The organism is Neorhizobium sp. BT27B (assembly GCF_050455485.1).
Lineage (GTDB): Bacteria > Pseudomonadota > Alphaproteobacteria > Rhizobiales > Rhizobiaceae > Neorhizobium.
In genome coordinates this window covers 111275-134926 of record NZ_JBCIYT010000012.1, presented here as the reverse complement: position 1 = coordinate 134926, position 23652 = coordinate 111275, and the positions used below count along the sequence as shown (strand labels likewise).

Genomic DNA, 23652 nt, shown 5'->3' with positions numbered 1-23652 from the left:
GTCCGGACCGAGATGGCATCCTGTCATGCCCGCGCCGGACGGTTCGGGGTAGAGCTTTGCTGTCCTTTCCAGAAATTCAACCGGGTGCTCGCTTGCCGCCGGCGACCTGCCGCGGGAGCCATGAATTCTTCGATGGTTTCTTAGATCTTGCACAATCACTCCTTGGGGGTGATGGCACATGAACTTGCGGCAGATCGAGGTCTTCCAGGCGGTGATGCGGACCGGCAGTGTGACCGCAGGCGCGGAATTGCTGAACCTGTCGCAACCCGCCGTCAGTCGCCAGATCGAGCGGCTTGAGAAAGTCTCCAACCTGACACTGTTTCGCCGTGTCGGCCGAGGACTGCAGCCAACGCCTGAGGGGCTTGCCTTCTATGAGGAAGTGAAGCGCTCGTTCGTTGGCCTCCAGAATTTGCGCCATATCGCCGATACGATCAGCAATTTTAACACCGGCCATCTGCGCATCACGTCTCTGCCTGCGCTCGGCTTCGGTTTCCTTCCGCGTGTAATCAGCCGGTTTTCTGCGGAGTATCCCGGCGTAGACGTGTCGTTACAGGTCCGAAGCTCTGGTTCCGTGCGCGCTGTCACCCTGACCCAGGAATTCGATCTCGGCTTCTTGCCATCCGTCTCGAACGACAACGAACACCACTCTCAGCCTTTCGCAAGTGTCGATGCAGTCTGCATTCTGCCAACCGGACACCGGTTGTCGAACAAGGTCGTGATCGAGCCTGCCGATCTTACCGGCCTGCCATTCATCGGCCTGGTCAAGGACGACACGACCCGGCGTCAGGTCGATCGTATTTTCGAGGATGCGGGTGTGCCTCTGACCCAGCATATCGAGACGCAGTTTGCAGCGACGATCTGCAATTTTGTGCTGGGTGGTGCCGGTGTCTCGATCATCAGCCCGTTTGCGGCGGCGGACTTTATCGGCACAGGTCTGGTGATGCGTCGTTTTCGGCCGGCAGTGCGGATCGATTACCAGATGGTCGCGCCAAGCATGCGTCCCCAGTCCGCTGTCACGCGCAAATTCCTGTCGGTTCTGATGGAGGAGCGGGACAAGATATTGCTCGGCTTCGACGCCATCTGACATCTGTCGCGATGCGGTCAAGCGATCGCTTACATTACATCCGTGCATGAATTGCCAAGATAATTCGATTGGACGCCGGCGCCCATTTTCCTGAACCTTGAGTGGTTCGATCACGCCTCGTTCGGTCCGATCTCCATGGCTTCACCGTCGCCTCTGCAAGGTGCTCGGCTCGAAGGTGTGAGGACGGCTGCACCCTCGGCCGATCGACAATGACCCACCGTCAAAAAAGGTGGGCAATCCAACAAGGGGACCTATCATGCATACAAAAGACAAGACATCCGCGCCGTGTATCGACCGGCGCAGCTTCATGGTTGCTTCAGGCGCGGCATTGCTCTCAGCGCCATTTGTCAAATCGGCTGCGGCGCAGAACCGCTCGCTGACAATCCGCGATCCCGGCGGGCCCGTTGGCGAGGCTTACAAAAAAGCCTTCTTCGAGCCATTCAGCAAGGCGACCGGCATCGACGTCGTCGGTGTCCAGTCATCCCATGGTCCGACCGGCGAGATCAAGGCCATGGTCGAGGCCGGCAACTACGCCTGGGACGGTGCCCTCATCGACATGAGCGATGCCGTCCTGTTAAGGCAGGGCAACTACCTCGATCCTGTTGCTGGCCCTGGCGGCCTCGGCCCCAATGCGCTGCAGATACCAGCGACACTGCGTCACGAGTTTCTGGTAGGCGCGATGGGTTATGCGACCGCTATCGCTTATCGGACCGATACGATGGGGAGCAAGCCTCCGACCAGCTTCGCCGATTTTTGGGATATCGCCGGGGTCCCTGGAACGCGTTCCCTGCGCAAACATCCAAGCGGCACGCTGGAGCCGGCTTTACTTGCCGATGGTGTCGCCAAGGAGAAGCTCTATCCGCTCGATCTCGATCGGACATTCCAAATCCTCGACAGGATCCGCAACGATGTGGCGGTCTGGTGGACGGGTGGTGCCCAGACGTCGCAGATGCTGAAGACCGGCGAGGTCGATTGCGTTCTCACATGGAACGGTCGTGCCCAGGTGGCGATCGATGACGGCGCGCCGGTCCGCATCGTCTGGAAGGACGCCATGTTTTCCTTCGGTGGCTTTGCCATCCTGCGCGGCGGGCCCAATGTCGCGCTGATGCGCGAGTTCATCGAGTTTGCCTCGGCCGGCGAGAACCAGGCGGAATTCGTCAAATATTCCACAAGCGGACCATGCAATCCGAAAGCCTTCGATCTCATCGATCCAAAGCTCGCGGACATTCTACCGACCAACCCGAAATATTTCGCCCAGATGTTCGTGATGGATGCGAACTGGTGGAGTGCCAATAGCAACAAGGCACAGGAACGGTTCGAGACCTGGCTGCTCGGTTGAGCGCGATTTCGACAGCCGGACTTGCCCCGGCGATCCCGTTTCCTTGTTCCAGGATATGCACAATGACCCAACCCGAAATGAAATTGGCCATTCGCGGCCTCACCAAACACTATGGATCCGCGATGGCACTCGACCATGTCGACCTTGATCTGGCCGATGGCGAGTTCCTAACAATGCTTGGCCCATCCGGCTCAGGTAAATCGACGCTGCTCTGGTCGGTCGCCGGCCTTAATGATTCCGATGCCGGAAAGATCTGGATTGACGGCCGCGAGGCGACATCCATGCCGGCCTCGGCCCGCGATATCGGCATGGTTTTCCAGAACTATGCCCTTTTCCCGCACATGACCGTTGCCGAAAACCTCTCCTTCCCGCTCGAAATGCGCAAGGTGCCGGCGCTGGAAAGAGCGCTCGCAATCCAGCGCGCGCTGGAAATGGTGAAGCTCGATCATGTCGGTGATCGTTTCTGCAACCAGTTGTCAGGAGGTCAGCAGCAACGCATTGCCTTGGCCCGTGCGTTTGTCGCCGGACCTTCGATCGTGCTGATGGACGAGCCATTGGGGGCTCTCGACAAGAAGCTTCGCGATCACCTTCAACTTGAGATCAAGCGGCTCCATGAACAGCTGAACATGACTGTCCTTTACGTGACGCATGATCAGGAGGAGGCGATGGTGATGTCCGATCGCATATGCCTGATGAACCAGGGGCGGATCGAGCAGATCGGCACGCCGGAAGAGCTTTATTTCCGACCCAAAAGCCTGTTTGCCGCCGATTTCCTCGGAGAATCCAATCTGATCGCCGGCAAAGTCAAGTCCGAGAACGGCAAATGGATGACGATCGATCTTCCGGGGATCGGTGTCGTGAAAACGCTGCCGTCGGCCCTTCTCCGGTCCGGTCCGGATATCGTGCATTTTACCCGACCGGAATCGATCGAAATCCTCACTGATGAACAACGCAAGGACAATGCCTTCCGTGGGCTGGTCGACGAGGTGGTGGTTTCCGGCGCGATTACAAAACTGTTCGTCCGCTTTGGGGAGGCAGCAAAACTGCAATTGTCGATGTTGACCAGCCGTTCGCCACGCGTACGCAAAGGCGATGCGGTCAGGGTCGGCTGGGATGTCGATGTGGGCCGGCTTCTTGCCGGAAGAGCGCTGGAGGCGGCGTGATGACCAGCGTGGATACTCTTGCCAGCGACGTCACCCATCGCCGCTCAATTCCGACCGGAAGTAAGCTCTTCTGGCAGGTCGGGCCAAGCACGCTTTTCCTGATCGTGCTCTTTATCGTCCCAGTCGTCATGTTGCTGGGACTGAGTTTTGTCGATGACCGCTTCGCTTTCACCATGGCGCACTACCAGAGGCTCGTTGATGTGCCGCTCTACGGGAAGGTTTTGTGGGCTACGATCAAGGTGGCGCTGTTTACCACCTTGTTTTGCTTGGCTGCGGCCTACCCTGTCGCTTACCTCCTCGCGAGTTCAAGGAAATCGACGCGCAGCTGGTTGATCATTCTGGTCTTGATGCCGTTCTGGACAAGTGTCCTCGTGAAGAGTTTTGCCTGGTTCGTCCTTCTCGGACGAAAAGGCGCGTTCAATCAGATCCTTCAGGCCGCCGGCTTGATCGATGCACCTGTCCAGCTCATCTACAATTTCACCGGTATCATGATCGGCATGACGCACGCACTCATTCCGGTGGCGGTGATGACATTGCTGTCGGTAATGGAGAGCATCGATCCAAACTTGTCAAAGGCCGCAGCGACACAGGGTGCCAGCCCGGGAACGCGCTTCTGGCGGATCTATTTTCCGCTGACGATGCCCGGTGTCGCTTCTGCGGGTCTGCTGGTGTTCATCAGTTCTCTCGGTTTTTTTGTGACCCCTGCCCTCCTCGGAGGACCGCAGGATACGATGATCGTCCAATTGATCGTCTTTCAGATCCGCGAAGTCCTCAACTGGCAATTCGCGGGTGCCATCGGTGTGCTGCTGGTTTTGACATTCCTGGTGATCTTTTATCTCTACGATCGTGTCTTCGGGCTTTCGGTCATGGGTGGAAATGCGCGAACACCAATTTCGGAGGATCGCTCCAGGCTGCGACAGCTGGCAAATCGGGCTGGGAAAATTCTTGCTCGTGCGCTCGGGATCGCCACTGACGCGGCAATCTCACTCGGTGGAAAAATCCCTTCTTCCCGTCGTGGCAGCCGCGGCATCGGGCTCTATCTCATCTGCGCCCTCGTCTTTGCATTTCTCGCTTTGCCAACACTTTTCGTTGTGCCGGTATCGTTCACATCGGAGGCCTTTCTGACCTGGCCGCCAAATCTGTTCTCCCTGAAATGGTATCGTGATGTGTTCGCATCACCGGTCTGGCTGGATGCCGCATGGCGCTCGTTGATGGTGGCATTGATTACGGCTGCCATCGGTATGCTGCTCGCCGTTCCATGCGCCTTCGCATTAGCACGGCGGCGGTTTGCAGGGAAACAGATCCTGTTTGGCCTGGTTGTCGCGCCGATGATCGTCCCCAATATCTTCATCGCGGTTGGATTGTTCTTCCTGTTTTCGCGCATTGGGATAGCAGGGACGACGCTTGCGGTCGTTCTTGGCCATACGGTTATCGTCATACCCTACGTGGTCGTGACCATGCTTGCCGTCGTCAAAGGCTATGATCGCAATCTCGATCATGCCGCGGCAACGATGGGCGCAAGTGGATGGACCACCTTCCGGCGCGTCACGTTTCCGCTGATCCGATCGGGCACGATCGCATCCTTCATGTTCGCCTTCATCGTATCCTTTGACGAGTTGACGATCGCACTTTTCGTGACGGGTGGGCGCGTCACCACCCTGCCCAAACTCATGTATGAGGATGCCCTGCTCTCGGTCAGCCCACGTCTGGCAGCTGTTGCGACGCTCCTCCTCATCTTCATGACGATCGTCATTCTCGTATCAGAATTTATCCGCCGCAAGGGAGGAGCCCGCTATGGGAAAGCCTGACGCACGCACACGCCTGAATGTCGTCAATGATCATCAGCCAGCCCGCGATTTCAATCTGGCGGAGCGGCTTGCGCAAACGCCGATCCTGACCCCGTTGGACTATGATCGAGACGGCAAACAGGACGGTTTCCTGCGCCTGTATTATTCGGGCGAAACCAACGGCTATGGATATGTGCCAATCCCGGTCATCTGCATCAGCAATGGTGAAGGTCCGACCGCGCTCCTGTTCGGTGGCAACCACGGCAACGAATATGAAGGGATCGTCGGGCTGATGAGCTTGGCGCGCGAACTTGAGGTAAGTGACGTGCGAGGTCGGGTCATCATCATGCCATCGCTCAACTATCCGGCGGTTATGGCTGGTACGCGGGCATCGCCACTCGATGGAGCAAACCTCAACCGATCCTTCCCCGGGAGCCCGTCGGGCAGCCCGACACAGGTTTTGGCGCACTATGTCAGCACCGTTCTGGTTCCCCTCGCCGACCTGGTGATCGATCTTCATGCAGGCGGGCGCTCGGCACATTTTGTCCCCTGCTCCATCGTGCAGGAGGCCCGGGATCCGCACGAAGCGGCGGGATTGGCTCAGGTTGCCGAATGGTTCGGTGCTCCGGTTAGTTTTGTCAGCGTCGGCAAAGGCCGAGGTGGCAGTCTGACGCTTGCCGGCGAATGCATGCGCCAGGGCGTGATATGCCTGACCGCCGAACTGGGCGGTGGCGAAACCATGTCGCCGCAGGGACTTGCACTCGCACGCGATGGCGTCACGCGCGTGCTCAATCGCATCGGAATTCTACCATTCTGCGACGTGCCGGCCGCGACGGCGACACGTTGGGTCAGGAAGGGTCCGGAAAATCGGCTCCACGCGCATGTTGCCGGGATATTCGAACCTCGAGTTTCGTTGGGCGATACCGTTGCGGCCGGGCAGCTCGCCGGGTTGATCCATTTCCACGATCTGCCGATGGCGCAGCCGGACGAAGTGCGTTTCGAGGTGTCGGGTGCTGTTCTGTCACTCCACATTCCAGCGCTTGTTGGACGGGGAGACGAGCTTTGCACCGTTGTCTCGGATGTGGGTTAAAACCATGCCCATCTCCCCCGGTGAGCGCAGGTCGATCCCGCAGCCTGTCCGTTTTGGTAAACCCAGTCCGTTCCTCAACGGATTGCGCTGCATCAAGTGCGCTAAAGTCTGGCCTCTGGACGATCATTTGTCAGGGTGCCCGGCCTGTGCGCAGGCGGGGACACCGGCAAGCGTTGCGCCAAGTTTTTTCCATCTCCCCAGCCTCTGCACGCCGCAGGACATACCGTTCTGGATGGCTTATCCCGGGGCATCTGAATTGGGGGAAGGAAATACGCCGCTTATCGACCTTCCTCGCCTGGCCACTCAAAATGACCTCGAGAGGCTAATGGTCAAAAACGAAGCTGCCAACCCGTCTGGATCGCATAAAGACCGGATGAGCGCAGCGCTTGTCCGGCGTGCCCTTGATATCGGTCCCCGTAAGGTAGCGCTGGCTTCCAGTGGCAATGCCGGCGCGTCGCTTGCGGCTTACTGCGCCAGTGCAGGCATCGAATGCGTGGTGGTGACGACGCAAGGCATGGCACCCGGTTGGCGGCGATCCATCGAGTTGAGTGGTGCAGAGCTGATCGTGGTTGGGGATCCAGTGTCCCGGTGGGAATTGATTGCCGAGCGTGTCCGCTCCGGGGAATGGTATCCCGCCACCAATTTCACGACGCCGGCGGTCGGAAGCAACCCCTTTGCCGTCGATGGTTTGAGGGCCATGGCCTTCGAGCTCTACCTCACTCTGGGCAGTGATCAGCCGACGGACATTGTCGTGCCGGTGTCTCGTGCCGATCTTCTCTGGGGGATAACCAAAGGATATGCCGATCTCGTGTCCGCCGGTCTTCTCAAGGTAATGCCGCGTATTCATGCGGCCGAACCATTTCCGCGCATTTCCAGAGCACTGGCTGGCGAAAACTGGGCTGGGCGCTTCGAAGGGCAGTCGCCTTTTCGCTCTCTGGGAGGAGACAGCGTCACCTATCAGGCGATCGCTGCTCTGCAGCAGTCACGCGGGCTTGTCGTGTCACCTGACACGGACGAGACGATCACGGCACAGGTCGACCTTGGTCGTCAGGGCCTGTTCGTGGAGACATCCTCGGCCATAGTCCTGTCAGGACTTCAGACGCTGCGCCGTCAGTCTGACATAGCGCGCGGCGCGTCCGTGCTGCTTGTTGCGACGTCCCACGGTTACAAGGAGGTCGATAGCAGATTGGGAAATCGATCGATGGGTGTCGCAGAAACTTTGCAGAAGCTTCGCTTTGATTGCTCCGATGGCTCGTTACAATGAGCTTGTCGAGATCTCGGTGGAGGCAACGATGCGTGTGCGAGAGGCTCATGTTGGCGACCTAGCTGAGGTTCTCAATCTTATGAGGCGACACGCGGAAACCGAGGCTTATCGCGACGACTTCTCGCTCGACGAAACAGCGCTGAGACTGCTCGGGTTTGGCGTCGGGAAGCCTGCCTATCGTTTGCTCGTCAGCGAAACCCTCGATGGAAAAATCAATGGCTATGCCCTGTACTTTCTCCAGGAATTTACGTTCAGGAACAGGCCTCTGCTTTATCTCAACGACCTGATGGTGGACGAACGTCATCGACGTAAAGGCGTCGCTGCGGCACTCATCAGGGCTCTGTATGCCGAAGCGTGGTCGCTTGGATGCTTTCGCATCAAGTGGGGCGTTGCCAGCGACAATCCCGATGCAATCGCATTTTACGAGAACATTGGCGCCCAGGCTGAACAGAACAAGCTGTATTTCATACTGGACGTCCCTGGCTCTGAATCAAACTGACGGCTCGGCGATTTTCGCTCAGTCGGCAAGGTTCTTTGGCGACCGCTTGAGGAGTTCGCAGGCTTCCACACCCAGCGCAGCCGCCAGTCGCTCGACGATATCGATGGTGGCGCTGTACACGCTTCTCTCCAAGGCGCTGACATAGGTTCGATCAAGCTCTGCCCGATGCGCGAGCTCCTCCTGCGTCATGCCTTTTGCCTGGCGCCCGGCTTTCAAATTTCTCGCGAAGACGTCCCGAATTTCCATGCGGACGACATCAGTCGCCTGTAGAGTATTCCTCCACGGAGTATACTCTACATTTCATCCATGGAGCGCCGATTTCCAGTTTTACCCAAAACGTGCACACCGGCGATCGGTCAACTGCGCTGTCTACGCAGCTGTGATAATCGTGTCTCATTCAAGATGCAGACTTGTGGCGTCGAGGGTTCGGCGTATCGCCCAAATGATATTGAACAGGAGCAATTGTGTCGCAAAAATCAATTTTGGAGCCGCTCATCGGATTGATGCGCGGCCAGCCGCAAGACCTCATCGAAAGCATCACGATCGCCGAGATCAAAGAGCACCGTCGCTTGCTTGACGCCGCAACATCTGCAGACGCAATGCGCAAGGAGGGAGGCTCTGACCAGGACGATAGAGCCTTGGAACAGGCCTATCTATCGGCCATGATCGCGCTTTATGCGCAGCAGGCAGCCTTATCGACACTTCTCGACATATTGGGTCACATCCCGAATGTACCCAACGATCCCCTGAACTGATCTTCAGAAGATCCGCAAAGCCGTTGCGATGCGTGCTGCCTGGGTGAGTGTGGTGGCTCCCAGTGCATGTTTCGCTTCGCGTAGATGAAATCGCACATTTCCATAGGTCGTTCCGAGAATGACCGCGATATCTTCCGCTGTCTTCCCCTCGGCGTTCCAACTCAGGCAGAGCAATTGATTGGGCTTCAGGTCCGTATCGACGTTGAGCTTTGTGTCGTTGCACAAGTTATCGAGGTAGGAATGGATTTGTGCGACGGCCGAGGCGGCAATGACAGGATCGATTTTTTTGGTGGCAATGAGTGAGGCATCGCTGGTGGCAAGAGCAAGGACCGCAGCACTTCCGAACGGCCCCCTGATCGGCACCGCAATGCCGGCGCGAATGCCGTAGGTCGCAGCATCGTTGAAGAGTCTACGCTCTTTCTTCGAATTGGTCGTGTCTGCGTAGGACCATTCAAACGCCTCGGTGCGAGAGCGCAAGCCTTTCAGGACCGGGTCCACGCTGAAATAGGATTTGTGTTTGTACAGTGTCTGGTACTCGGCTGCGTAGTTGGAGATGACTTTATGTGTAGCAGCATGGACGATGACATAGGCAAAGGCGTCGAAGCCCGCCTCGTGGGTCAGGATTTCCAGCTCTGTACTGGCTGCCTGCGTGTCGCGCACAACCGAGATTCTGTCCGTGAGGTGTTCGAACCACTGATTCAATTCACAGCCTCCCAATTGAGGAAATGAATGCAACCGAGTTGCAATCAAAATGGGCACGTTATAAAAATGCGACAATATATTGCATTGCAAACGTGACAGACCGTCGAAAGGCGGTCAACCCTGCAGAATTGATGGAATCCGTAAAAATACCCATTTTTACCTGCGCTCGGCAGGCAGGAATGGTTAGGCAGCCTTCATCGGCTTTGGGGATCGGACAACGGCGCTATTACTCAGCGTGGTACCGCCCTGGAAAGATGATGTCCTGGTCAACAAGCACATTGAACTTGTAGCCGGGCCGAATTCGGATCGTCGGCTGAACATTGAGATTTTTTGAGATCGTCTGTTCCGCGGCCCGTCCGAACACTTCTGCGAAATTGCGCCTGGCAGCATCCGACGCGGTGTCCTGGGTTGCGAGCGTTGAACTTTGTGGCATCGACATGTCAATTCCAGTTCCGATCACCGCAACCAGCGCCGCCGAACCGAACGTGCGCCACAGGTGCCGATCGACCTTATCCTTGAAACCGCTGGATCCTTGCGCATCCGTTCCAGCCATCCCTCCTAGCTGTAGCGTCGAACCATTGGGAAAAATCAAGTCTGTCCAGACAACAAGCACCCGTTCCTGGCCGAACGACACTTTGGAATCGTACCGGCCGTACAGCTTTGCGCCTTGAGGAATCAGCAACTGGTGACCGGTAGCGCTATCGTAGACGTTCTGACTGATCTGCGCAGAAATGCGGCCGGGCAAATCTGAATTGAGACCGGTAATGAGGGTGGCTGGAATGACTGATCCTCTTTTGAGTTCGTACCGGGACATTGGCGACACGACCGAATTGGCAAGGTAGCCAAGCTCCTTGATGTCCTGGTTGAAAAAGTCCTCTTTTGAAGACTGTCCGTTTTGATCGGTCGTCTGGCCAGCAAGTCCTGCTTTCATCGCCGCCGCATAGACATCCGAGGTGTTCCCCCCTGGTGTTGCTCTCGCCGAACCAACGACGGCAGCATCCGCCGCCTCGGATTGATCGGAGACATTGGAAACGTCGATCTCGAGGGGTGAATCGAGCGCCGTTGCGGCGGCCTGGAGGCGCGCCATTCGTTGGCGATTGCGTTCCCGCTCGAACTGTTCTTCCTGCTCGCGCTTCAGCCGCGCCCTCCACTCCGCATCCGGCTCCAGCCCCGCGCGTTGTGGCACGGTGTTGGATGTCGCCGACTGAGGTTTGACATCCGCTCGCCTTTCACGCGGAGGTTCAGCAATCGGCGATGGTTGGAACACTTCCCGTTGATCGGGGTCACCAATAATGCCGTCGCTAATGCCTCGCTTCAACTGATCGCCGAACGATGTTGCCGGGGAATTTGAGGCGCTGCCGATATCGTTGCCACGGTTGAATCCGGTCCCACGCCAAGACAGCCCCAGGATAACCACGCCCAGAAATAGCACGAGTACTGCGATCGCGATAAAAACCGGCAGGCGATTGATCCGGCGTACGCCGGGTAGATTTCCAGTCTGCGGGGATGTGCCGAGCTGCAATGACTGAGCCATGTCTGCCTCTCTCAACCTCTCGTCATGATGGAAAGAGGGCTGGCTGGAACGGCACCGGCATGCGACGCGTCGTAGGCGCGCCCCAACGCGATTGTCGTGGTCGACAATTGTACTAGGAGCTGTCCGTCGGTCCCTTCGAGACCATATTCGAGCTTCATCGCGCTCGCGCTGCCGGACGATTGCTCCGCGATCATCGTGTAACCCCAACCCTTGAGCGCGGCTTCGAGAGCGGCGGCAAATTCCGACCCATCCGACTTCATGTTCAGACGTGTTGCTGCCGGCGGCAGATGTTCGGCCAGTCGCGCAGCCATGTCGCCCGCGATGGCGCCGACTGCGGCGCTGGAAACTGCGATCGGCTCAGCCTTTGGGCCAATCGCCTCACTCGAGATTTGGCAGCTCGAAACAGTGACGACGATCAGACACATGGAAAACCATAAACGCATCGCTCACCCTCCCCTTCTGATGGTAATTTTCTGCTGACGCCATCCAACTCCGGAAATCAGGATTGCTTTTTCGACCGCGTAATCGACGATCATCATGTCGTGCTTCATGCGGTAGTTGACGATCCGGTTCTGCCCGCCGGAGACGACGAACAGAACCGGTGCGTCCTGACCTCTGATGGATCGGGGAAACTGTATGAAGGTTTTCTCGCCGTCGGAATAAACCCGCTTCGGCTTCCACGGCGCCCGACCGCTGACCGAGTAGGAAAAATTGAGCTTGTCAGCAGCTGTGCTCGCAAGATCACCCGCCTCGAGCCTCGCATTGACGTCGGCAAGTCTGGTCGACACGTCTTGAGGATACTCGAAGCCGACGCGCGCCATGTATTGGCTTTGATGCGATTTCAGTTGAATGTGGTAGGTGCGACGCGACGTCGTGACAACCATCGATGTGGCGAGGCCCGGTTCGGATGGTTTGACGACGAGGTGGATGGCCTGACCAGTGGCTGCGCCGGACGTTGCTGGTTCGACCTTCCATCGGACTGTATCGCCGACAAGGACATCACGGACAATTTCGCCGCCTTGAAGTTCGATATCGCACACCTGCAAGGGCGAACACACGACCGATGGCTGGATTTCGCCGAACAGGAAGACGACCTTTCCGTCCGTACCGCGGGTGACCAAGCCCGCCGACCCGCGCCATTTCCCCGAAATCGCAGTCCCCTTGGCTTCATTATAGGTCATGCCTTGCTGATCGGCTGCTGTCGCGACCAGTGGCACGGCCAACCAAATGGCTGTCGCGAGTGTAACCCTGTCCATCATGAAGTCCCCTGCTCCTAAAGCTGTGCCGTCCAGTCAAAATCGCTGATGTAGAGGCCGATTGGGTTGAGGCGGATCGTTGCCTCGTCCTGCGGAGCCGTCAGCGTGACGGTTGCTACCCCCCGAAAGCGACGAGACGCAGTTTCCTTGCCGCGGCGATCACGTTCGAATTCAGTCCAGTCGATCTGATAGGTCTGGTTCGACAGCGCGATGATGTTGTTGACCTCAATGGCAATGGTCGCGCTTCTCGCCTTTTCGAACGGTGAATTCCCTCGAAACCACGCATTGACTTTTTCAGTCGCCGGGTCGGATGAGCGAAGAAGCGCATAGGTGCGGTCGATATATTGCTTCTGAACCACGGCATCCGGCGTCACGCTGCGAAAGCTCGTGATGTAGTTTCCGAGCGTAGCCCGAACGACACGTGGGTCAGCGTATTCGATCTGTTGTGGGAAGCCCGCATTTACCGACGTCCCCAACTTGTCGACCTCGATGATGTAGGGAACCAGTTTGACCTGGCTGCTCAGATAAAGCGCATAGGCAAAGCCGATCACGGCCATCGCTAGACCAAGGATGCCGACAAGGCGCCAGGCTGCGGCGGCCCTGATATAGGAGCCATACCGTTCAGACCACTCTTGCCGGGCAGCAAGATATGGGTTTTCCGGGAAATCGTTTCCAGCCATCCGTCTGTCCTCAAGGTTGCTTTGTCACTGGTGGAGGCGGTGGTGCCTTGCCGGCTTGGTCCGACCGTCTCTGGTCGAGCTTGGCGTTGGCGAGGCCTAGGATGGAGCCGGCATAAGCGCCAGGTGATCCGATGGCCTTGTCCTTTGCGGCGGATCCGATCGCCCTGCCGCCGGCACTGAGACCTGACCAGACACCGCTTGTCGCGGCGCCTGCTGTTGATGATCCCCCTGCCCTTGCAGCCTGAGCCGCCGCAAAGGCAGCACTTATGGTACCTGCGGCCAGGAAACCGCCACCGACCGCAAACGATGCGGCGTGCGCGCCGTGCCGAATGGTTTCCATCCCCCCGGTCACGGAAGCGCCTTGAACCACACCCTGCATGATGTTTGGGACATAGATTGCAATGATGAAAACGACCACCGCAATGCCGGCTATTGCGAGCGCAGTTTGAAACTGATCGCCAATTGTCGGTTCATTCGCCAATCCGATCAGCACTTCTGAGCCGATCCGCGAAATCATGACCAGCGCCATAAGCTTCATTCCAACAGAGAACGCGTAAACCAGGTATCGGACGGCAAAGTCCTTGGTGTAGGAAGACCCACCAAGGCCGAGCATGATCATCCCCGCCAGAAGCCCGATGTACATTTCGACCATCACCGAGACGAAAATCGCCGCAACGAGCGAAAACGCGATCACGGTGACGATCATTGCGAAGGCCGCTGAAATCGCCAACGCGTTGTCCTCAAAAAGGCCAAACTGAATTTTCTCAGACATTTTAGCTGCAACCGAGAGCCCGGCGTTGAACACGTCGGCCGGTGACGCCGTTCCTGAGCCGGCACCAATTTGAAACAGGCTGTCGACCACAGCGTGGGCGAAGGTTGGACCTTGATCCAGTACGAAGGCAAAGAAGCCGATGAAAATGATCCGGCGCACCAGCTCGGCGAACCAGGTATCCAGTGAGGCAGCCTGCAACGCCAGCCACACGGCCGCAATTCCGATCTCGATCGCTGCAAGGATCCAGAACAAGGACTTGGCGGCGTCCCCGATGGAGGTTTCCCAGCTTTTCGCAGCTGTTGTGATTTGATTTTGAAGCGACGTCAGGACAGAGCCGTCCTGAGCGATGGCTGGATAGTTCAAGACCAAAACGAAGAAGCCCGAGATGAGCGCGGCCTGAAAGGAACGTCGAACGACCTGCTTGAGCATCTCTCACCACTCCGGTCTCATTTTTTGCCCTCCGGTTGTCGGAAACGGCCTGGGTGTCGCGAAGAATTCAGCGCGTCGCGATTGATCCATCCTCTCGGTGACCAGCCATGATCCGAAAGCGCTCATCGCCAGGACGACGGTGGCGATAGCGAGGGTGGTCAGCTTTGTCTTCACCACTCAATTTCCATCTTCTGACCACCTGACGTCGAGGGAGCCGTACTGCTGAAAAATTTCTCGCGACGGGCCTGGGCCAGATCCTTGTCGGTCTGTTCGGTTTGCAGCCAGGTTCCCATCAACGTCATCTGCTGGGAAACCAGACCTCTCAGTTTCTGCATCTGTCCGACCTGTTGAGCCGCGATCTGGTGCCCGACCTGCAAGGCTTTCATTTGCCCATCAGCGGATTGCGACATCGACCGAAGCTCGCTCATCGTGTCCTCTTCGCTATCGAACTGATCAGCAGTCAGGCTTGCCGCTTTCAATGTTCCAGCGATGGTGCCGCGATTGGTGTCCGACCAGGACTGGTAAGTGGCCGAAAAAGTATCCTTGTCCGGCAGGCTGGTCCTGAGATCGGAATAGCTCTTGAATCTCTGGCTCAACATGTCGTCGGCATTGCCCATCGAGAATGCGATGCCCTGCCCCTGTTCGACCACGTTGCGCAGTTGTGTAAGGTCGCTTTCGATCTGACCCCAGATGTGACTGGGGAGCTGAGCCGTGTTCTGAAGCATATTCTGGTATATGTTCAACTGGTTCTGGATTTGCTCGGCAAGCTGGGTGATCTGCGTGATCTGGTTCTGGATTTGCTCGCCGGACTGACCGACCAGTGAAATCAGCTCGCCATTGTTGAGAAGCTGCGTCCACTCGGTTGCAGCACCTGTCGCCGTGCCGGCCGTCGCTGGGTTTGTCGCAGTTAGCAGCAAAGTGACGGCAGCTGCTGCATGCACTTTACGTATGGCTAGTCGGTAATATTGCATCCTCAACTCCTCTCGTCTGAAGCCAGCGGGAAGGCCAATCGGTGCCATGTTCGGCCCGAAGCGCGCGGATGCGCTTCAGGTCGTCCTTGCCTGAAGCACCCACGAAACTCAGTGCAACAGGCCCAAGCGACATGTCGAACAGGCGGCGTCCTTCCGGCGTGGCGACGTAATATTCCCGTTTGGGGATCGCGGTCGCGACGATCTCGATCTGACGCTCATTGAAGCCGATACGCTCATAAAACTCCCGGGTGCCCGCCTCCCGCGCCGATCCGTTCGGCAAACAGATCTTGGTCGGGCATGATTCCTTGAGAACATCGACTATGCCGGAGCGTTCAGCGTCAGAGATGGACTGCGTAGCGAGCACGACGGCACAATTGGCTTTGCGCAGCACTTTCAGCCATTCGCGAATCTTGTCGCGAAAAACCGGATGACCAAGCATCAGCCACGCTTCGTCGAGAATGATCAGGCTCGGCGCCCCATCAAGCCGCTTTTCGATCCGGCGGAACAGATAGGTTAGGACCGGAACGAGATTTCGCTCGCCCATGGTCATTAGCTGTTCGATTTCAAATGTCTGGAAGGCCCCAAGCGACAGTCCGTCTTGTTCGGCATCCAGCAACTGTCCCATCGGACCATCGACGGTATAATGGTGAAGCGCGTCCTTGATGTCGCGCATCTGCACGCCGGACACGAAGTCGGAGAGCGACCGGCCATTGGCAAGCGCCATCAGCATGATCTGCCGCGAAATCGCATTGCGATGATCGGGCGTGATCGTGACGCCCTGGATCGCCACCAGCGTCTCGATCCACTCACTGGCCCAGGCGCGGTCGGCCTCTGTCGACAACTCGGCAAGCGGGCAGAATGCAAGCGTTCCACCCTCCTCTTCATAACCGCGGTCGTCACCGCCGATCTCATAATGGTCGCCGCCCGCTGCAAGCGTCAGCGGCATCAGCGAATTGCCCTTGTCGAAGGCAAAGATCTGCGCATGCCGATAGCGCCGGAATTGCGCGGCGATCAGCGCCAGCAAAGTCGATTTGCCCGAGCCCGTCGGCCCGAAGATCAGTGTGTGGCCGACATCGTCGACATGCAGATTAAGCCTGAAAGGGGTTGATCCGCTTGCGACTTGCATCAATGGAGGCGATTGCGGAGGATAGAATGGGCACGGTGCAAAGGCATTGCCTGACCACACGGAGTTCAGTGGTACAAGGTCCGACAGATTGCTGGTGTTGATGAGCGGTTCACGAATGTTGCAGTACCAATTGCCGGGCAGGCTTCCGAGATAGGCGTCGGTGGCGTTGAGTGTCTCGATCCGTGCGCCAAAACCCTCAGCCTGGATCAACCGCCGTATCGTTTCTGCCTTTTCAAGCAAAGCTTCCGGGTCTTCGTCGAAAAGGATGACAACGGGTGTGTAATACCCGTAGGCCACCAGTTGAGACGACGCCTGTGCGATCGCGTCTTCGGTCTCGCCGACCATCGCCATCGCGTCCTGATCGATCGATCTCGATTGCGTCTGGAACAGCTGATCGAAAAATGGCCTGACCTTCTGCTGCCATTTCTTGCGAGTGCGTTCCAGCTTTTGCCGGGCTTCTTGCGCATCAAGGAAAATGAACCTCGATGACCATCGGTAGGTCAGCGGCATCAGGTCGAGGCTGTTGAGAATGCCAGGCCAGCTTTCCGCCGGTAGGCCGTCGATCGCTACGATTCCCAAAAAACGGTTCTCGACCTTTGGTGTCAGGCCATGCTGCAACTCGGCGGTCACGACCCAGTCAAGATACATCGGCACATCGGGCAGTCTCACGGGATGATTTTCACCGGTGATGCAGAACCGGATAAATTGCAGGAGTTCATCGAAGCGCCCGATCCGCACTCCTCCCCGTTCTGTGACCTCCGTTGTCTGCATTCTGCGAATGGAGACGCAGTTTGCGAGATACTGCTCGACTTCCCGGACGGAATTCTTGAACATGAATAGAACGGTGTCGGCGTATGAGCGTTTTCGGCTCTCTTCGTCCGAATACATGTATTTGCTGAGCGCCGTGCGTTTCTGTTCCAGCGGCCGGAAGGTCAGCACAATCGCATGCTTGCTCTCGAAATGGCCCTGTTCGCGTCTGAAATGCGCGCGGCGCTCTTCGTCGATGGCGCGCGTTACCGGATCGGGAAAGTGACAATCGTTCTGCGTGGGATAGTCGAGCGTGGGAATACGCACGGCCTCCACCTGTATCATCCAGCCGGATCCAAGCCGCGACAGGATCGCGTTGATCTGACGCGACAGATCATTGCGCTCGCTGTCCGTTGCGCTTTCGCTGTCAGGTCCGGCAAAATACCAACCGGCCATCAGACTTCCGTCTTTGAGGAGAAGCACCCCGTTGTCGATGAGGCCGGCATAGGGCACGAGGTCTGCAAATGACGGACCTGTCGCGCGAAACTTTTTGAGAGCGACCATCAGCACCTCCTCAGAACCGGCGCCATGGCGCAGTGGTCGGCTTGTAGAGCGGCTTGTAGGCAATGTGTCGGATGTAGACGCGGCGCATCATAGGGTCCGACTTTGCCATCAGCCGCAATGCGGCTATGATCACGACCCAGACGGCAAGGCCGAAGATGGCCGAATAGACGGTAAGCACAACAAAAATGAGGATGGCTGAGGCCAGCCCGGTGATCATCACCAGTTCTCGATCGGCACCCATCAGCAGGCTCGGGCGTGACAAAGCGCGGTGGATGCGGTTCCTGTGCAGGCTGGAAAGCGCCTCAGACATCGGGCCCCTCCTCTGTCCAAGCAAACTGCGTTGGCATTGGCAACGGCTCGGTCAGGCCAATCGAGGAGCCAGTGGCACCGAACAAGCCGACAATCGTGGTCGCGCCCAGCAGAATGCCCGCAACAAGCACGACATAGACAAGCCTTCGCGCGAAGTCATTGAGCTCGCCGCCAAATATCAACATCCCGCCAGCAATGGCCACCGCGGCAAGCGCGATATAGCCCGCCACGGGGCCGGTGATGGATTCCTGGATCTGTTCGAGTGGCCCCTCCCATGGCAGGCTGCCTCCCGAACCCGCTATTGCCGGCGATCCGGCAACAACAACGGCAATGGTAAGATAAGCTACCAGCGAGTACGTCCGTTCACGCCGCATCGTGCGTCTCCTCTGCATAGGGTTCTGTGATGTAGTGGCCGCCAGCAAACCGGCTGACATGCAGGATTTCTGAAACGCGGCGGCCCTTGGGCGTGCGTTCGATGGAGATGATGAGATCAACCGCGTCTCCGATCACGGCCTGCATCGGCTGCTGGCTGGCTTCGGCGGTCAGCTGCTCAAGACGCTGCAGCGCGGATTTCGCCGTATTGGAATGGACGGTGCAAAGACCACCCGGGTGCCCGGTATTCCAGGCTTTCAGCAGGGTTAAGGCTGCCCCGTCGCGGACTTCGCCGACAATGATGCGGTCCGGCCGCAAACGCATCGTGCTTTTCAAGAGCCGGGACATGTCGATCCCGTCGCTTGTGTGCAGTGAGATGGAGTTCCGGGCGGCACACTGGATCTCGGCAGTGTCTTCGAGAATGACCAGCCGATCGTCTGGGGCGTGTTCGACGATTTCCGCAATGATCGCGTTTGCAAGCGTCGTCTTGCCGGAGCCGGTTCCTCCCGAGACGACGATATTCAATCGGGAGGCAACCGCGTTGCGGATCACCGACGCCTGATGCGGCGTCATGACATGGGACGCCACGTAGTCATCAAGCGGAATGAGCCGCGACGCGCGCCGGCGGATCGTGAATGACGGAGCAGATACGATCGGGGGAAGCAAACCCTCGAACCGATGCCCGCCTATCGGCAATTCCCCCGAAATGATTGGCCGATCTTCGTCAGCCTCGGTGTCCAGTACATGCGCGACGCAGCCTATCACGGTTTCAGCGGCGCCGGCAGACATCTCCCCGGCGGGTGTCATGCCATGACCGAGACGCTCGACAAATATTCGGCCATCTGGATTGAGCACGATCTCGACGACACTGCCATCGTCGAGAGCGGCGCAGATCTGCTCGCCCAGTGCGTCCTGGAGTTTTCGAATGAGCCGCGGAAGTGATCTCACCTGAGCCATGACGTCACCGTCCAGACGATAGGTAGGGCAATAGAATGCCGGATGTGACTTTTGAACAATCGCGTTGCAGGTTGCAGGTCATGAACATGGAGACCTCTTTTTCGGTTTCTCCATCGAAGGTGTGCGACACCGCGCTCACATGATCCACTAGCAGAACTGGCAGTGGTGATTCTCACGACTCGGAATGATGGAGGCGCCGCTAGTCGCCTGCACGCGGCAGGAGAGCACTACCAAAAGTGTGAGTAACTTTTTTGGGCATGTTACGAGAAAAACGACCCATCGTCATGATTCTACAATGGAATAGGAGGCTCCTGCCCAGATTCTTCGAGGGCGCAAAAATTGGCGTTAACCTCTTGTTAACTCTATTTCTCTTGCGGCAGCGTGAGAATCGTGCGTTAGTTTGAGACGGCAATAGCGCGTCTAACGCCGAGAAACCGTCTTAAGCTAGGGGCCACCGTGAACGTGATTGACCGGGACATCAACCGAGCATCCACATCCGCTCGTATCACGCAACGCGCGGAAGCGCTGTCCGCGCGATTGAGGAAAGTTGGCGAACGGGCGTTTCCGCCGACGGCGCAGAAGAGTCTCCGTTCTTTCACTTCGGGTGAAGTCGCCGAGATCGTCGGCGTATCCGATGGTTACCTGCGCCAGCTATCCCTCGACGGTCTCGGTCCGGTGCCGGATATTGGTACAGGCGGTCGGCGCTCCTACACGCTGGAGCAGATCAACCAGCTGCGTGAGTATTTGGCATCCGCGCGGCCGAAGGAGGCAGTGCGTTTCTGGCCGCGCCGTCGTGACGGTGAAAAGCTGCAGATCATTACGGTCGCCAATTTCAAGGGTGGATCCGCCAAGACGACAACCTCGCTTTATCTGGCGCAAGGTCTCGCGCTCCAGGGTTACCGCGTTCTCGCCATCGACCTCGATCCGCAAGCGTCGTTGTCTGCAATGTTCGGCTATCAGCCTGAGTTCGATGTCGCCGAAAACACGACGCTCTATGGTGCTATTCGCTATGATGAACAGCGCGTAGCGATGAAAGATGTCATCCGGCCCACGTATTTTACCGGAATCAGCATCGTTCCGGGCAATCTCGAACTGATGGAGTTCGAGCACCAGACCCCTCGCTTCATGCTGCAAAACCGTTCGCGACCCGAGGACATGTTCTTCCGCAGGGTTGCCGGTGCAATTGCTCAGGTGGAAGATGATTTCGATGTCGTGGTGGTCGACTGCCCGCCTCAGCTCGGGTTCCTGACCATGGGTGCGCTCAATGCTGCGACCGGTATGATCGTCACCGTACATCCGCAAATGGTCGATGTTGCATCAATGAGCCAGTTCCTGCTTATGACGTCCGACCTCGTGTCCGTCATCGAGGAAGCCGGTGGTCGTCTGGACTATGACTTCCTGCGTTTCCTCGTGACGCGGCACGATCCACGCGATGTGCCCGAGCAGGAGATCGTCGGGCTTTTGCGTGATGTCTTCTCCGAGGATGTCATGACCGCATCGGCCTGGAAATCGACCGCAATCGCCAATGCCGGTCTGACAAAACAGTCCCTGTACGAGCTTTCGCGCGGTGCGGTTGGTCGATCGACTTATGATCGAGCGATGGAATCGATCAGTGCCGTCAACCACGAGGCCGTTGGCCTGATCAACGAGGTGTGGGGTCGATGAACGCTGTGCAGATGACGGAAATTCAGAGAGTTAAGCTGTTGTCAGCTGACGACATCAACTCCTCCAATGGTCGTGACCAGGGAGATTAACATGAGCAGCAACCGTAGACAGTCGATCCGTAACCTATTCGCAGGTGATGATGAACAGGCGCCCGCCGAAGACGCACGTCAGCCCGTTCAGCGTGTCGCGTCCGGTGCAGTCAAGTCTCTGAAGGATACGTTTTCATCGGTTGAACGGGATTATGAGGAGCTCAAGAAGCAGGTCGCCAACGGTTCGTTCCCCGTCGAACTCGATCCGAGCCAGATAGACCCGTCTCCTTTTGCAGATCGTTTCGCGGATCAGGATGCCGCCGCTGTGGAGGCGTTGACCACCTCCATGCGTGAACACGGCCAGGAAATCCCGATTCTGGTACGCCCGCATCCGTCCGAGCATGGACGTTATCAGATCGCATACGGCCATCGGCGTGTCAAAGCTGCCACCGACCTCGGCCTGCAGGTCAAGGCCTATGTTCGTGAGCTATCCGATGATCGTCTCGTCGTCGCGCAGGGTATCGAAAACTCGGCACGCGAAGACCTCACATTCATTGAACGTGCCAGCTTTGCACTCAAGCTTGAGACCGGCGGCTTCCAGCGATCGCTGATCCAGACTGCCCTGTCCATCGACCGGCAGGAAGCGTCTAAACTTCTGAGCGTTGCGAAAGCTGTCCCGACCTGGTTGATCGAGGCGATAGGACGCGCACCGAAGATTGGTCGACCGAGATGGCAGGAACTTGCCGATGTCTTAAAGGCCAGTACTGCTGAGCGAAATGCCCGGAGCGCGATCGATGAGAAGTCGTTCGCCCAAAAGGAATCTGATGATCGCTTTTTGGCGGTGCTACGTGCCACCAAGGCAAAGCCCGTTGCTGCCCCCTCCCCTGCCCGACTTGTCGCTCACACGGCAAATGGCGCGGAAATCGCGACGTTGGCGCTCACAGCCAAGCATTGCAAAATTCAGATCGATCGCGATCGCGATGCCGATTTTGCAGAATACCTCATGCAGCAGCTGCCGGAACTCTATGAAAGCTTCCGGAGCAAAAGTGTAACATCTGAGGAAAAATAGAGAACAGGAACAGCAAAAGAAAAAGGCCCCCCAAACGTCGCCGTCGTGGAAGCCCCTCTCTATGGTGTAAGCAGCCTGAGAATCGCATTTCCATGAATCACAGTCAAGAGTCTTTGGCGCCTATTTGGTGAGCGGATTTCCTTTGCCTTTTTGAAGGTAGAAGAAAATGCAAACGGGAAATGTGACGACGCCCTTTGGGCGGCGGTCGGTTTCGCTTGCTCTCGTGAAACGGCAGACTGCCGTGAACGAGATTGAGCCAGGCAGAACGGCCGAAAAATGGCGTGTGTTTCGCGATGCCTCGGAAGCGCGAATAGAGCTTGGGCTGCAGGACCGCAGCCTGGCGGTCCTCGACGCTCTGTTGAGTTTTTATCCAGAGAACGAGCTTCGCCAGGACGCGCAGAAGATTGTCTTCCCGTCCAACGCACAATTGACTTTGCGTGCTCACGGCATTGCCGGGGCGACACTACGCCGGCATCTCGCGCAGCTGGTCAATTCTGGACTGATCATCCGCCGCGATAGCGCAAACGGCAAACGTTTCGCCCGCAAAGATGACGAAGGTTCAGTCGAATCCGCCTACGGGTTCGATCTTTCGCCGCTTTTAGCGCGCGCGGGTGAGCTTGCGCAGATGGCGCAAAAAGTCGTTGCCGAGCGCGCTGCTTTCCGGAGAGTGAAAGAGAGCCTGACGATCTGCCGGCGTGACGTTCGTAAGCTGATCTCCGCGGCTATGGAAGAGGGTGCTGATGGCGATTGGCAGCACATTGAGGACGTCTATGTCGGCATCGTCGGAAGAATCCCGCGCTCACCGACCCGCGCGCAGATCGATAGCTTGCTGGAAGAAATGTCTATATTGCGCGATGAGGTCGTCAACCAGCTGGAAGTGCAGGAAAAAGATCAAAATATGAGCAGCAATGATGCTCATATTGAGCGTCACATACAGAATTCAAAACCCGAATCCTTCAGTGAATTTGAACCTGGCCCCGAAAAAGAGCAGGGAGCGAAGTCGAGCGAAAAGAAGCGGGCGTCGAGCGAGCCGCCAAAGGCATTCCCGCTATCCGTAGTCCTGAAGGCGTGCCCACAAATATTCGATTATGCGAGTGGTGGCGTGATCGAAAACTGGCGGGATTTCATGTCGGCCGCCGTGGTTATACGATCGGCACTGGATATCAGCCCGTCTGCATATCAACATGCCTGCGAGGTGATGGGGCCGGAGAATGCGGCGATCGCTGTGGCCTGTATGCTGGAGCGCGCCAACCTGATCAATTCGCCAGGCGGTTACCTTCGCGATCTGACGCGCCGATCAGAACAGGGGGAGTTCTCGCTTGGCCCGATGGTGATGGCACAACTTCGTGCGCATGGGCACGGTCTGGGTAAAACGGGGTGATGCATCCTTCATAAATGATGTCCGGTCGCAATCCCCGGCCGAGGCTTACACCGCTTGCATCCGGAGTAGCGCAAGATCAGTACTCAGGCTGCATGTCTTGCGCGGACG

Annotated in this window: 23 protein-coding genes; 11 read left to right on the top strand and 12 right to left on the bottom strand. The window is 57.6% G+C overall.

Annotation, left to right across the window (positions count from 1 at the left end; genetic code table 11):
* Positions 1-178 precede the first annotated feature (178 nt).
* The 7 genes from AAIH70_RS25545 to AAIH70_RS25515 all read left to right on the top strand — a co-directional run bounded on the left by AAIH70_RS25545 (position 179) and on the right by AAIH70_RS25515 (position 8226).
* On the top strand, positions 179-1084 hold the full coding sequence (locus tag AAIH70_RS25545) for a LysR substrate-binding domain-containing protein (protein ID WP_430036366.1): 906 nt from the start codon (positions 179-181) through the stop codon (positions 1082-1084).
* Positions 1085-1340: 256 nt separating this feature from the next.
* Positions 1341-2423 (top strand): polyamine ABC transporter substrate-binding protein, encoded by a 1083-nt coding sequence (locus AAIH70_RS25540; protein ID WP_430036364.1) that lies wholly within the window; start codon positions 1341-1343, stop codon positions 2421-2423.
* 62 nt (positions 2424-2485) lie between these two features.
* Positions 2486-3586, top strand: a complete 1101-nt coding sequence (locus AAIH70_RS25535) for an ABC transporter ATP-binding protein (RefSeq protein ID WP_430036362.1) — start codon at positions 2486-2488, stop codon at positions 3584-3586.
* Positions 3586-5394 (top strand): ABC transporter permease subunit, encoded by a 1809-nt coding sequence (locus tag AAIH70_RS25530; RefSeq protein ID WP_430036360.1) that lies wholly within the window; start codon positions 3586-3588, stop codon positions 5392-5394. The genes AAIH70_RS25535 and AAIH70_RS25530 overlap by 1 nt, the downstream gene beginning before the upstream one ends.
* The gene (locus tag AAIH70_RS25525; RefSeq protein WP_430036358.1) at positions 5381-6463 is read left to right on the top strand and encodes a succinylglutamate desuccinylase/aspartoacylase family protein; all 1083 of its coding nucleotides are present in this window, start codon (positions 5381-5383) and stop codon (positions 6461-6463) included. The genes AAIH70_RS25530 and AAIH70_RS25525 overlap by 14 nt, the downstream gene beginning before the upstream one ends.
* Before the next feature lie 4 nt (positions 6464-6467).
* On the top strand, positions 6468-7727 hold the full coding sequence (locus AAIH70_RS25520) for a threonine synthase (RefSeq protein WP_430036356.1): 1260 nt from the start codon (positions 6468-6470) through the stop codon (positions 7725-7727).
* On the top strand, positions 7711-8226 hold the full coding sequence (locus AAIH70_RS25515) for an N-acetyltransferase family protein (protein ID WP_430036354.1): 516 nt from the start codon (positions 7711-7713) through the stop codon (positions 8224-8226). Before AAIH70_RS25520 ends, AAIH70_RS25515 begins: the two co-directional genes overlap by 17 nt.
* Positions 8227-8244: 18 nt before the next feature.
* Here the strand turns inward: AAIH70_RS25515 and AAIH70_RS25510 are convergent, their stop codons facing one another.
* Positions 8245-8472, bottom strand: coding sequence for a helix-turn-helix domain-containing protein (locus AAIH70_RS25510; protein ID WP_430036352.1), 228 nt, complete (start codon positions 8470-8472; stop codon positions 8245-8247).
* A gap of 218 nt (positions 8473-8690) precedes the next feature.
* On the opposite strand from AAIH70_RS25510, the gene AAIH70_RS25505 reads away from it, so the two are divergent.
* On the top strand, positions 8691-8981 hold the full coding sequence (locus tag AAIH70_RS25505) for a transcriptional repressor TraM (protein ID WP_430036350.1): 291 nt from the start codon (positions 8691-8693) through the stop codon (positions 8979-8981).
* Between the two features lie 3 nt (positions 8982-8984).
* Here the strand turns inward: AAIH70_RS25505 and AAIH70_RS25500 are convergent, their stop codons facing one another.
* The 11 genes from AAIH70_RS25500 to trbB form a co-directional block, all read right to left on the bottom strand.
* Positions 8985-9683, bottom strand: a complete 699-nt coding sequence (locus AAIH70_RS25500) for an autoinducer binding domain-containing protein (protein WP_430036348.1) — start codon at positions 9681-9683, stop codon at positions 8985-8987.
* Between the two features lie 226 nt (positions 9684-9909).
* On the bottom strand, positions 9910-11217 hold the full coding sequence (trbI, locus tag AAIH70_RS25495; RefSeq protein WP_430036346.1) for an IncP-type conjugal transfer protein TrbI: 1308 nt from the start codon (positions 11215-11217) through the stop codon (positions 9910-9912).
* Between the two features lie 11 nt (positions 11218-11228).
* Positions 11229-11660, bottom strand: coding sequence for a conjugal transfer protein TrbH (locus tag AAIH70_RS25490; protein ID WP_430036344.1), 432 nt, complete (start codon positions 11658-11660; stop codon positions 11229-11231).
* A gap of 3 nt (positions 11661-11663) precedes the next feature.
* Entirely contained in the window at positions 11664-12473 is an 810-nt protein-coding gene (trbG, locus tag AAIH70_RS25485) for a P-type conjugative transfer protein TrbG (RefSeq protein WP_430036449.1), read from the bottom strand.
* A gap of 17 nt (positions 12474-12490) precedes the next feature.
* On the bottom strand, positions 12491-13153 hold the full coding sequence (locus tag AAIH70_RS25480; RefSeq protein WP_430036342.1) for a conjugal transfer protein TrbF: 663 nt from the start codon (positions 13151-13153) through the stop codon (positions 12491-12493).
* A 10-nt stretch (positions 13154-13163) separates the two neighbouring features.
* Positions 13164-14354: a P-type conjugative transfer protein TrbL gene (trbL, locus tag AAIH70_RS25475; RefSeq protein WP_430036340.1), complete on the bottom strand. Its 1191-nt coding sequence runs from the start codon at positions 14352-14354 to the stop codon at positions 13164-13166.
* Between the two features lie 170 nt (positions 14355-14524).
* Positions 14525-15325, bottom strand: coding sequence for a P-type conjugative transfer protein TrbJ (gene trbJ, locus AAIH70_RS25470; protein WP_430036338.1), 801 nt, complete (start codon positions 15323-15325; stop codon positions 14525-14527).
* Complete coding sequence (locus AAIH70_RS25465) at positions 15297-17762, bottom strand: conjugal transfer protein TrbE (protein WP_430036336.1); 2466 nt, start codon at positions 17760-17762, stop codon at positions 15297-15299. The genes trbJ and AAIH70_RS25465 overlap by 29 nt, the downstream gene beginning before the upstream one ends.
* A gap of 10 nt (positions 17763-17772) precedes the next feature.
* Positions 17773-18072 carry a conjugal transfer protein TrbD gene (locus tag AAIH70_RS25460; RefSeq protein ID WP_430036334.1) on the bottom strand — a complete coding sequence of 100 codons (300 nt, stop codon included), beginning with the start codon at positions 18070-18072 and terminating at the stop codon, positions 17773-17775.
* A complete protein-coding gene (locus AAIH70_RS25455) occupies positions 18065-18445 on the bottom strand; it encodes a TrbC/VirB2 family protein (protein ID WP_430036332.1) in 381 nt (126 codons plus the stop codon). Before AAIH70_RS25455 ends, AAIH70_RS25460 begins: the two co-directional genes overlap by 8 nt.
* On the bottom strand, positions 18435-19400 hold the full coding sequence (gene trbB, locus AAIH70_RS25450; RefSeq protein WP_430036330.1) for a P-type conjugative transfer ATPase TrbB: 966 nt from the start codon (positions 19398-19400) through the stop codon (positions 18435-18437). The genes AAIH70_RS25455 and trbB overlap by 11 nt, the downstream gene beginning before the upstream one ends.
* Before the next feature lie 456 nt (positions 19401-19856).
* Here trbB and repA point away from each other — a divergent pair, with 456 nt between their 5' ends.
* The 3 genes from repA (at position 19857) to repC (ending at position 23544) form a co-directional block, all read left to right on the top strand.
* A complete protein-coding gene (repA, locus tag AAIH70_RS25445) occupies positions 19857-21065 on the top strand; it encodes a plasmid partitioning protein RepA (RefSeq protein WP_430036328.1) in 1209 nt (402 codons plus the stop codon).
* Between the two features lie 66 nt (positions 21066-21131).
* On the top strand, positions 21132-22163 hold the full coding sequence (repB, locus tag AAIH70_RS25440; RefSeq protein ID WP_430036326.1) for a plasmid partitioning protein RepB: 1032 nt from the start codon (positions 21132-21134) through the stop codon (positions 22161-22163).
* Between the two features lie 166 nt (positions 22164-22329).
* Positions 22330-23544, top strand: a complete 1215-nt coding sequence (gene repC / locus AAIH70_RS25435; RefSeq protein ID WP_430036324.1) for a plasmid replication protein RepC — start codon at positions 22330-22332, stop codon at positions 23542-23544.
* Positions 23545-23652 lie beyond the last annotated feature (108 nt).

Coding starts and splice junctions, on each gene's coding strand:
- AAIH70_RS25545 (WP_430036366.1), top strand. CDS start 179: ATGAACTTGCGGCAGATCGAGGTCTTCCAGGCGGTGATGCGGACCGGC.
- AAIH70_RS25540 (WP_430036364.1), top strand. CDS start 1,341: ATGCATACAAAAGACAAGACATCCGCGCCGTGTATCGACCGGCGCAGC.
- AAIH70_RS25535 (WP_430036362.1), top strand. CDS start 2,486: ATGACCCAACCCGAAATGAAATTGGCCATTCGCGGCCTCACCAAACAC.
- AAIH70_RS25530 (WP_430036360.1), top strand. CDS start 3,586: ATGACCAGCGTGGATACTCTTGCCAGCGACGTCACCCATCGCCGCTCA.
- AAIH70_RS25525 (WP_430036358.1), top strand. CDS start 5,381: ATGGGAAAGCCTGACGCACGCACACGCCTGAATGTCGTCAATGATCAT.
- AAIH70_RS25520 (WP_430036356.1), top strand. CDS start 6,468: ATGCCCATCTCCCCCGGTGAGCGCAGGTCGATCCCGCAGCCTGTCCGT.
- AAIH70_RS25515 (WP_430036354.1), top strand. CDS start 7,711: ATGGCTCGTTACAATGAGCTTGTCGAGATCTCGGTGGAGGCAACGATG.
- AAIH70_RS25510 (WP_430036352.1), bottom strand. CDS start 8,472: ATGGAAATTCGGGACGTCTTCGCGAGAAATTTGAAAGCCGGGCGCCAG.
- trbI (WP_430036346.1), bottom strand. CDS start 11,217: ATGGCTCAGTCATTGCAGCTCGGCACATCCCCGCAGACTGGAAATCTA.
- AAIH70_RS25490 (WP_430036344.1), bottom strand. CDS start 11,660: ATGCGTTTATGGTTTTCCATGTGTCTGATCGTCGTCACTGTTTCGAGC.
- trbG (WP_430036449.1), bottom strand. CDS start 12,473: ATGGACAGGGTTACACTCGCGACAGCCATTTGGTTGGCCGTGCCACTG.
- AAIH70_RS25480 (WP_430036342.1), bottom strand. CDS start 13,153: ATGGCTGGAAACGATTTCCCGGAAAACCCATATCTTGCTGCCCGGCAA.
- trbL (WP_430036340.1), bottom strand. CDS start 14,354: ATGCTCAAGCAGGTCGTTCGACGTTCCTTTCAGGCCGCGCTCATCTCG.
- trbJ (WP_430036338.1), bottom strand. CDS start 15,325: ATGCAATATTACCGACTAGCCATACGTAAAGTGCATGCAGCAGCTGCC.
- AAIH70_RS25465 (WP_430036336.1), bottom strand. CDS start 17,762: ATGGTCGCTCTCAAAAAGTTTCGCGCGACAGGTCCGTCATTTGCAGAC.
- AAIH70_RS25460 (WP_430036334.1), bottom strand. CDS start 18,072: ATGTCTGAGGCGCTTTCCAGCCTGCACAGGAACCGCATCCACCGCGCT.
- AAIH70_RS25455 (WP_430036332.1), bottom strand. CDS start 18,445: ATGCGGCGTGAACGGACGTACTCGCTGGTAGCTTATCTTACCATTGCC.
- trbB (WP_430036330.1), bottom strand. CDS start 19,400: ATGGCTCAGGTGAGATCACTTCCGCGGCTCATTCGAAAACTCCAGGAC.
- repB (WP_430036326.1), top strand. CDS start 21,132: ATGGTCGTGACCAGGGAGATTAACATGAGCAGCAACCGTAGACAGTCG.
- repC (WP_430036324.1), top strand. CDS start 22,330: ATGCAAACGGGAAATGTGACGACGCCCTTTGGGCGGCGGTCGGTTTCG.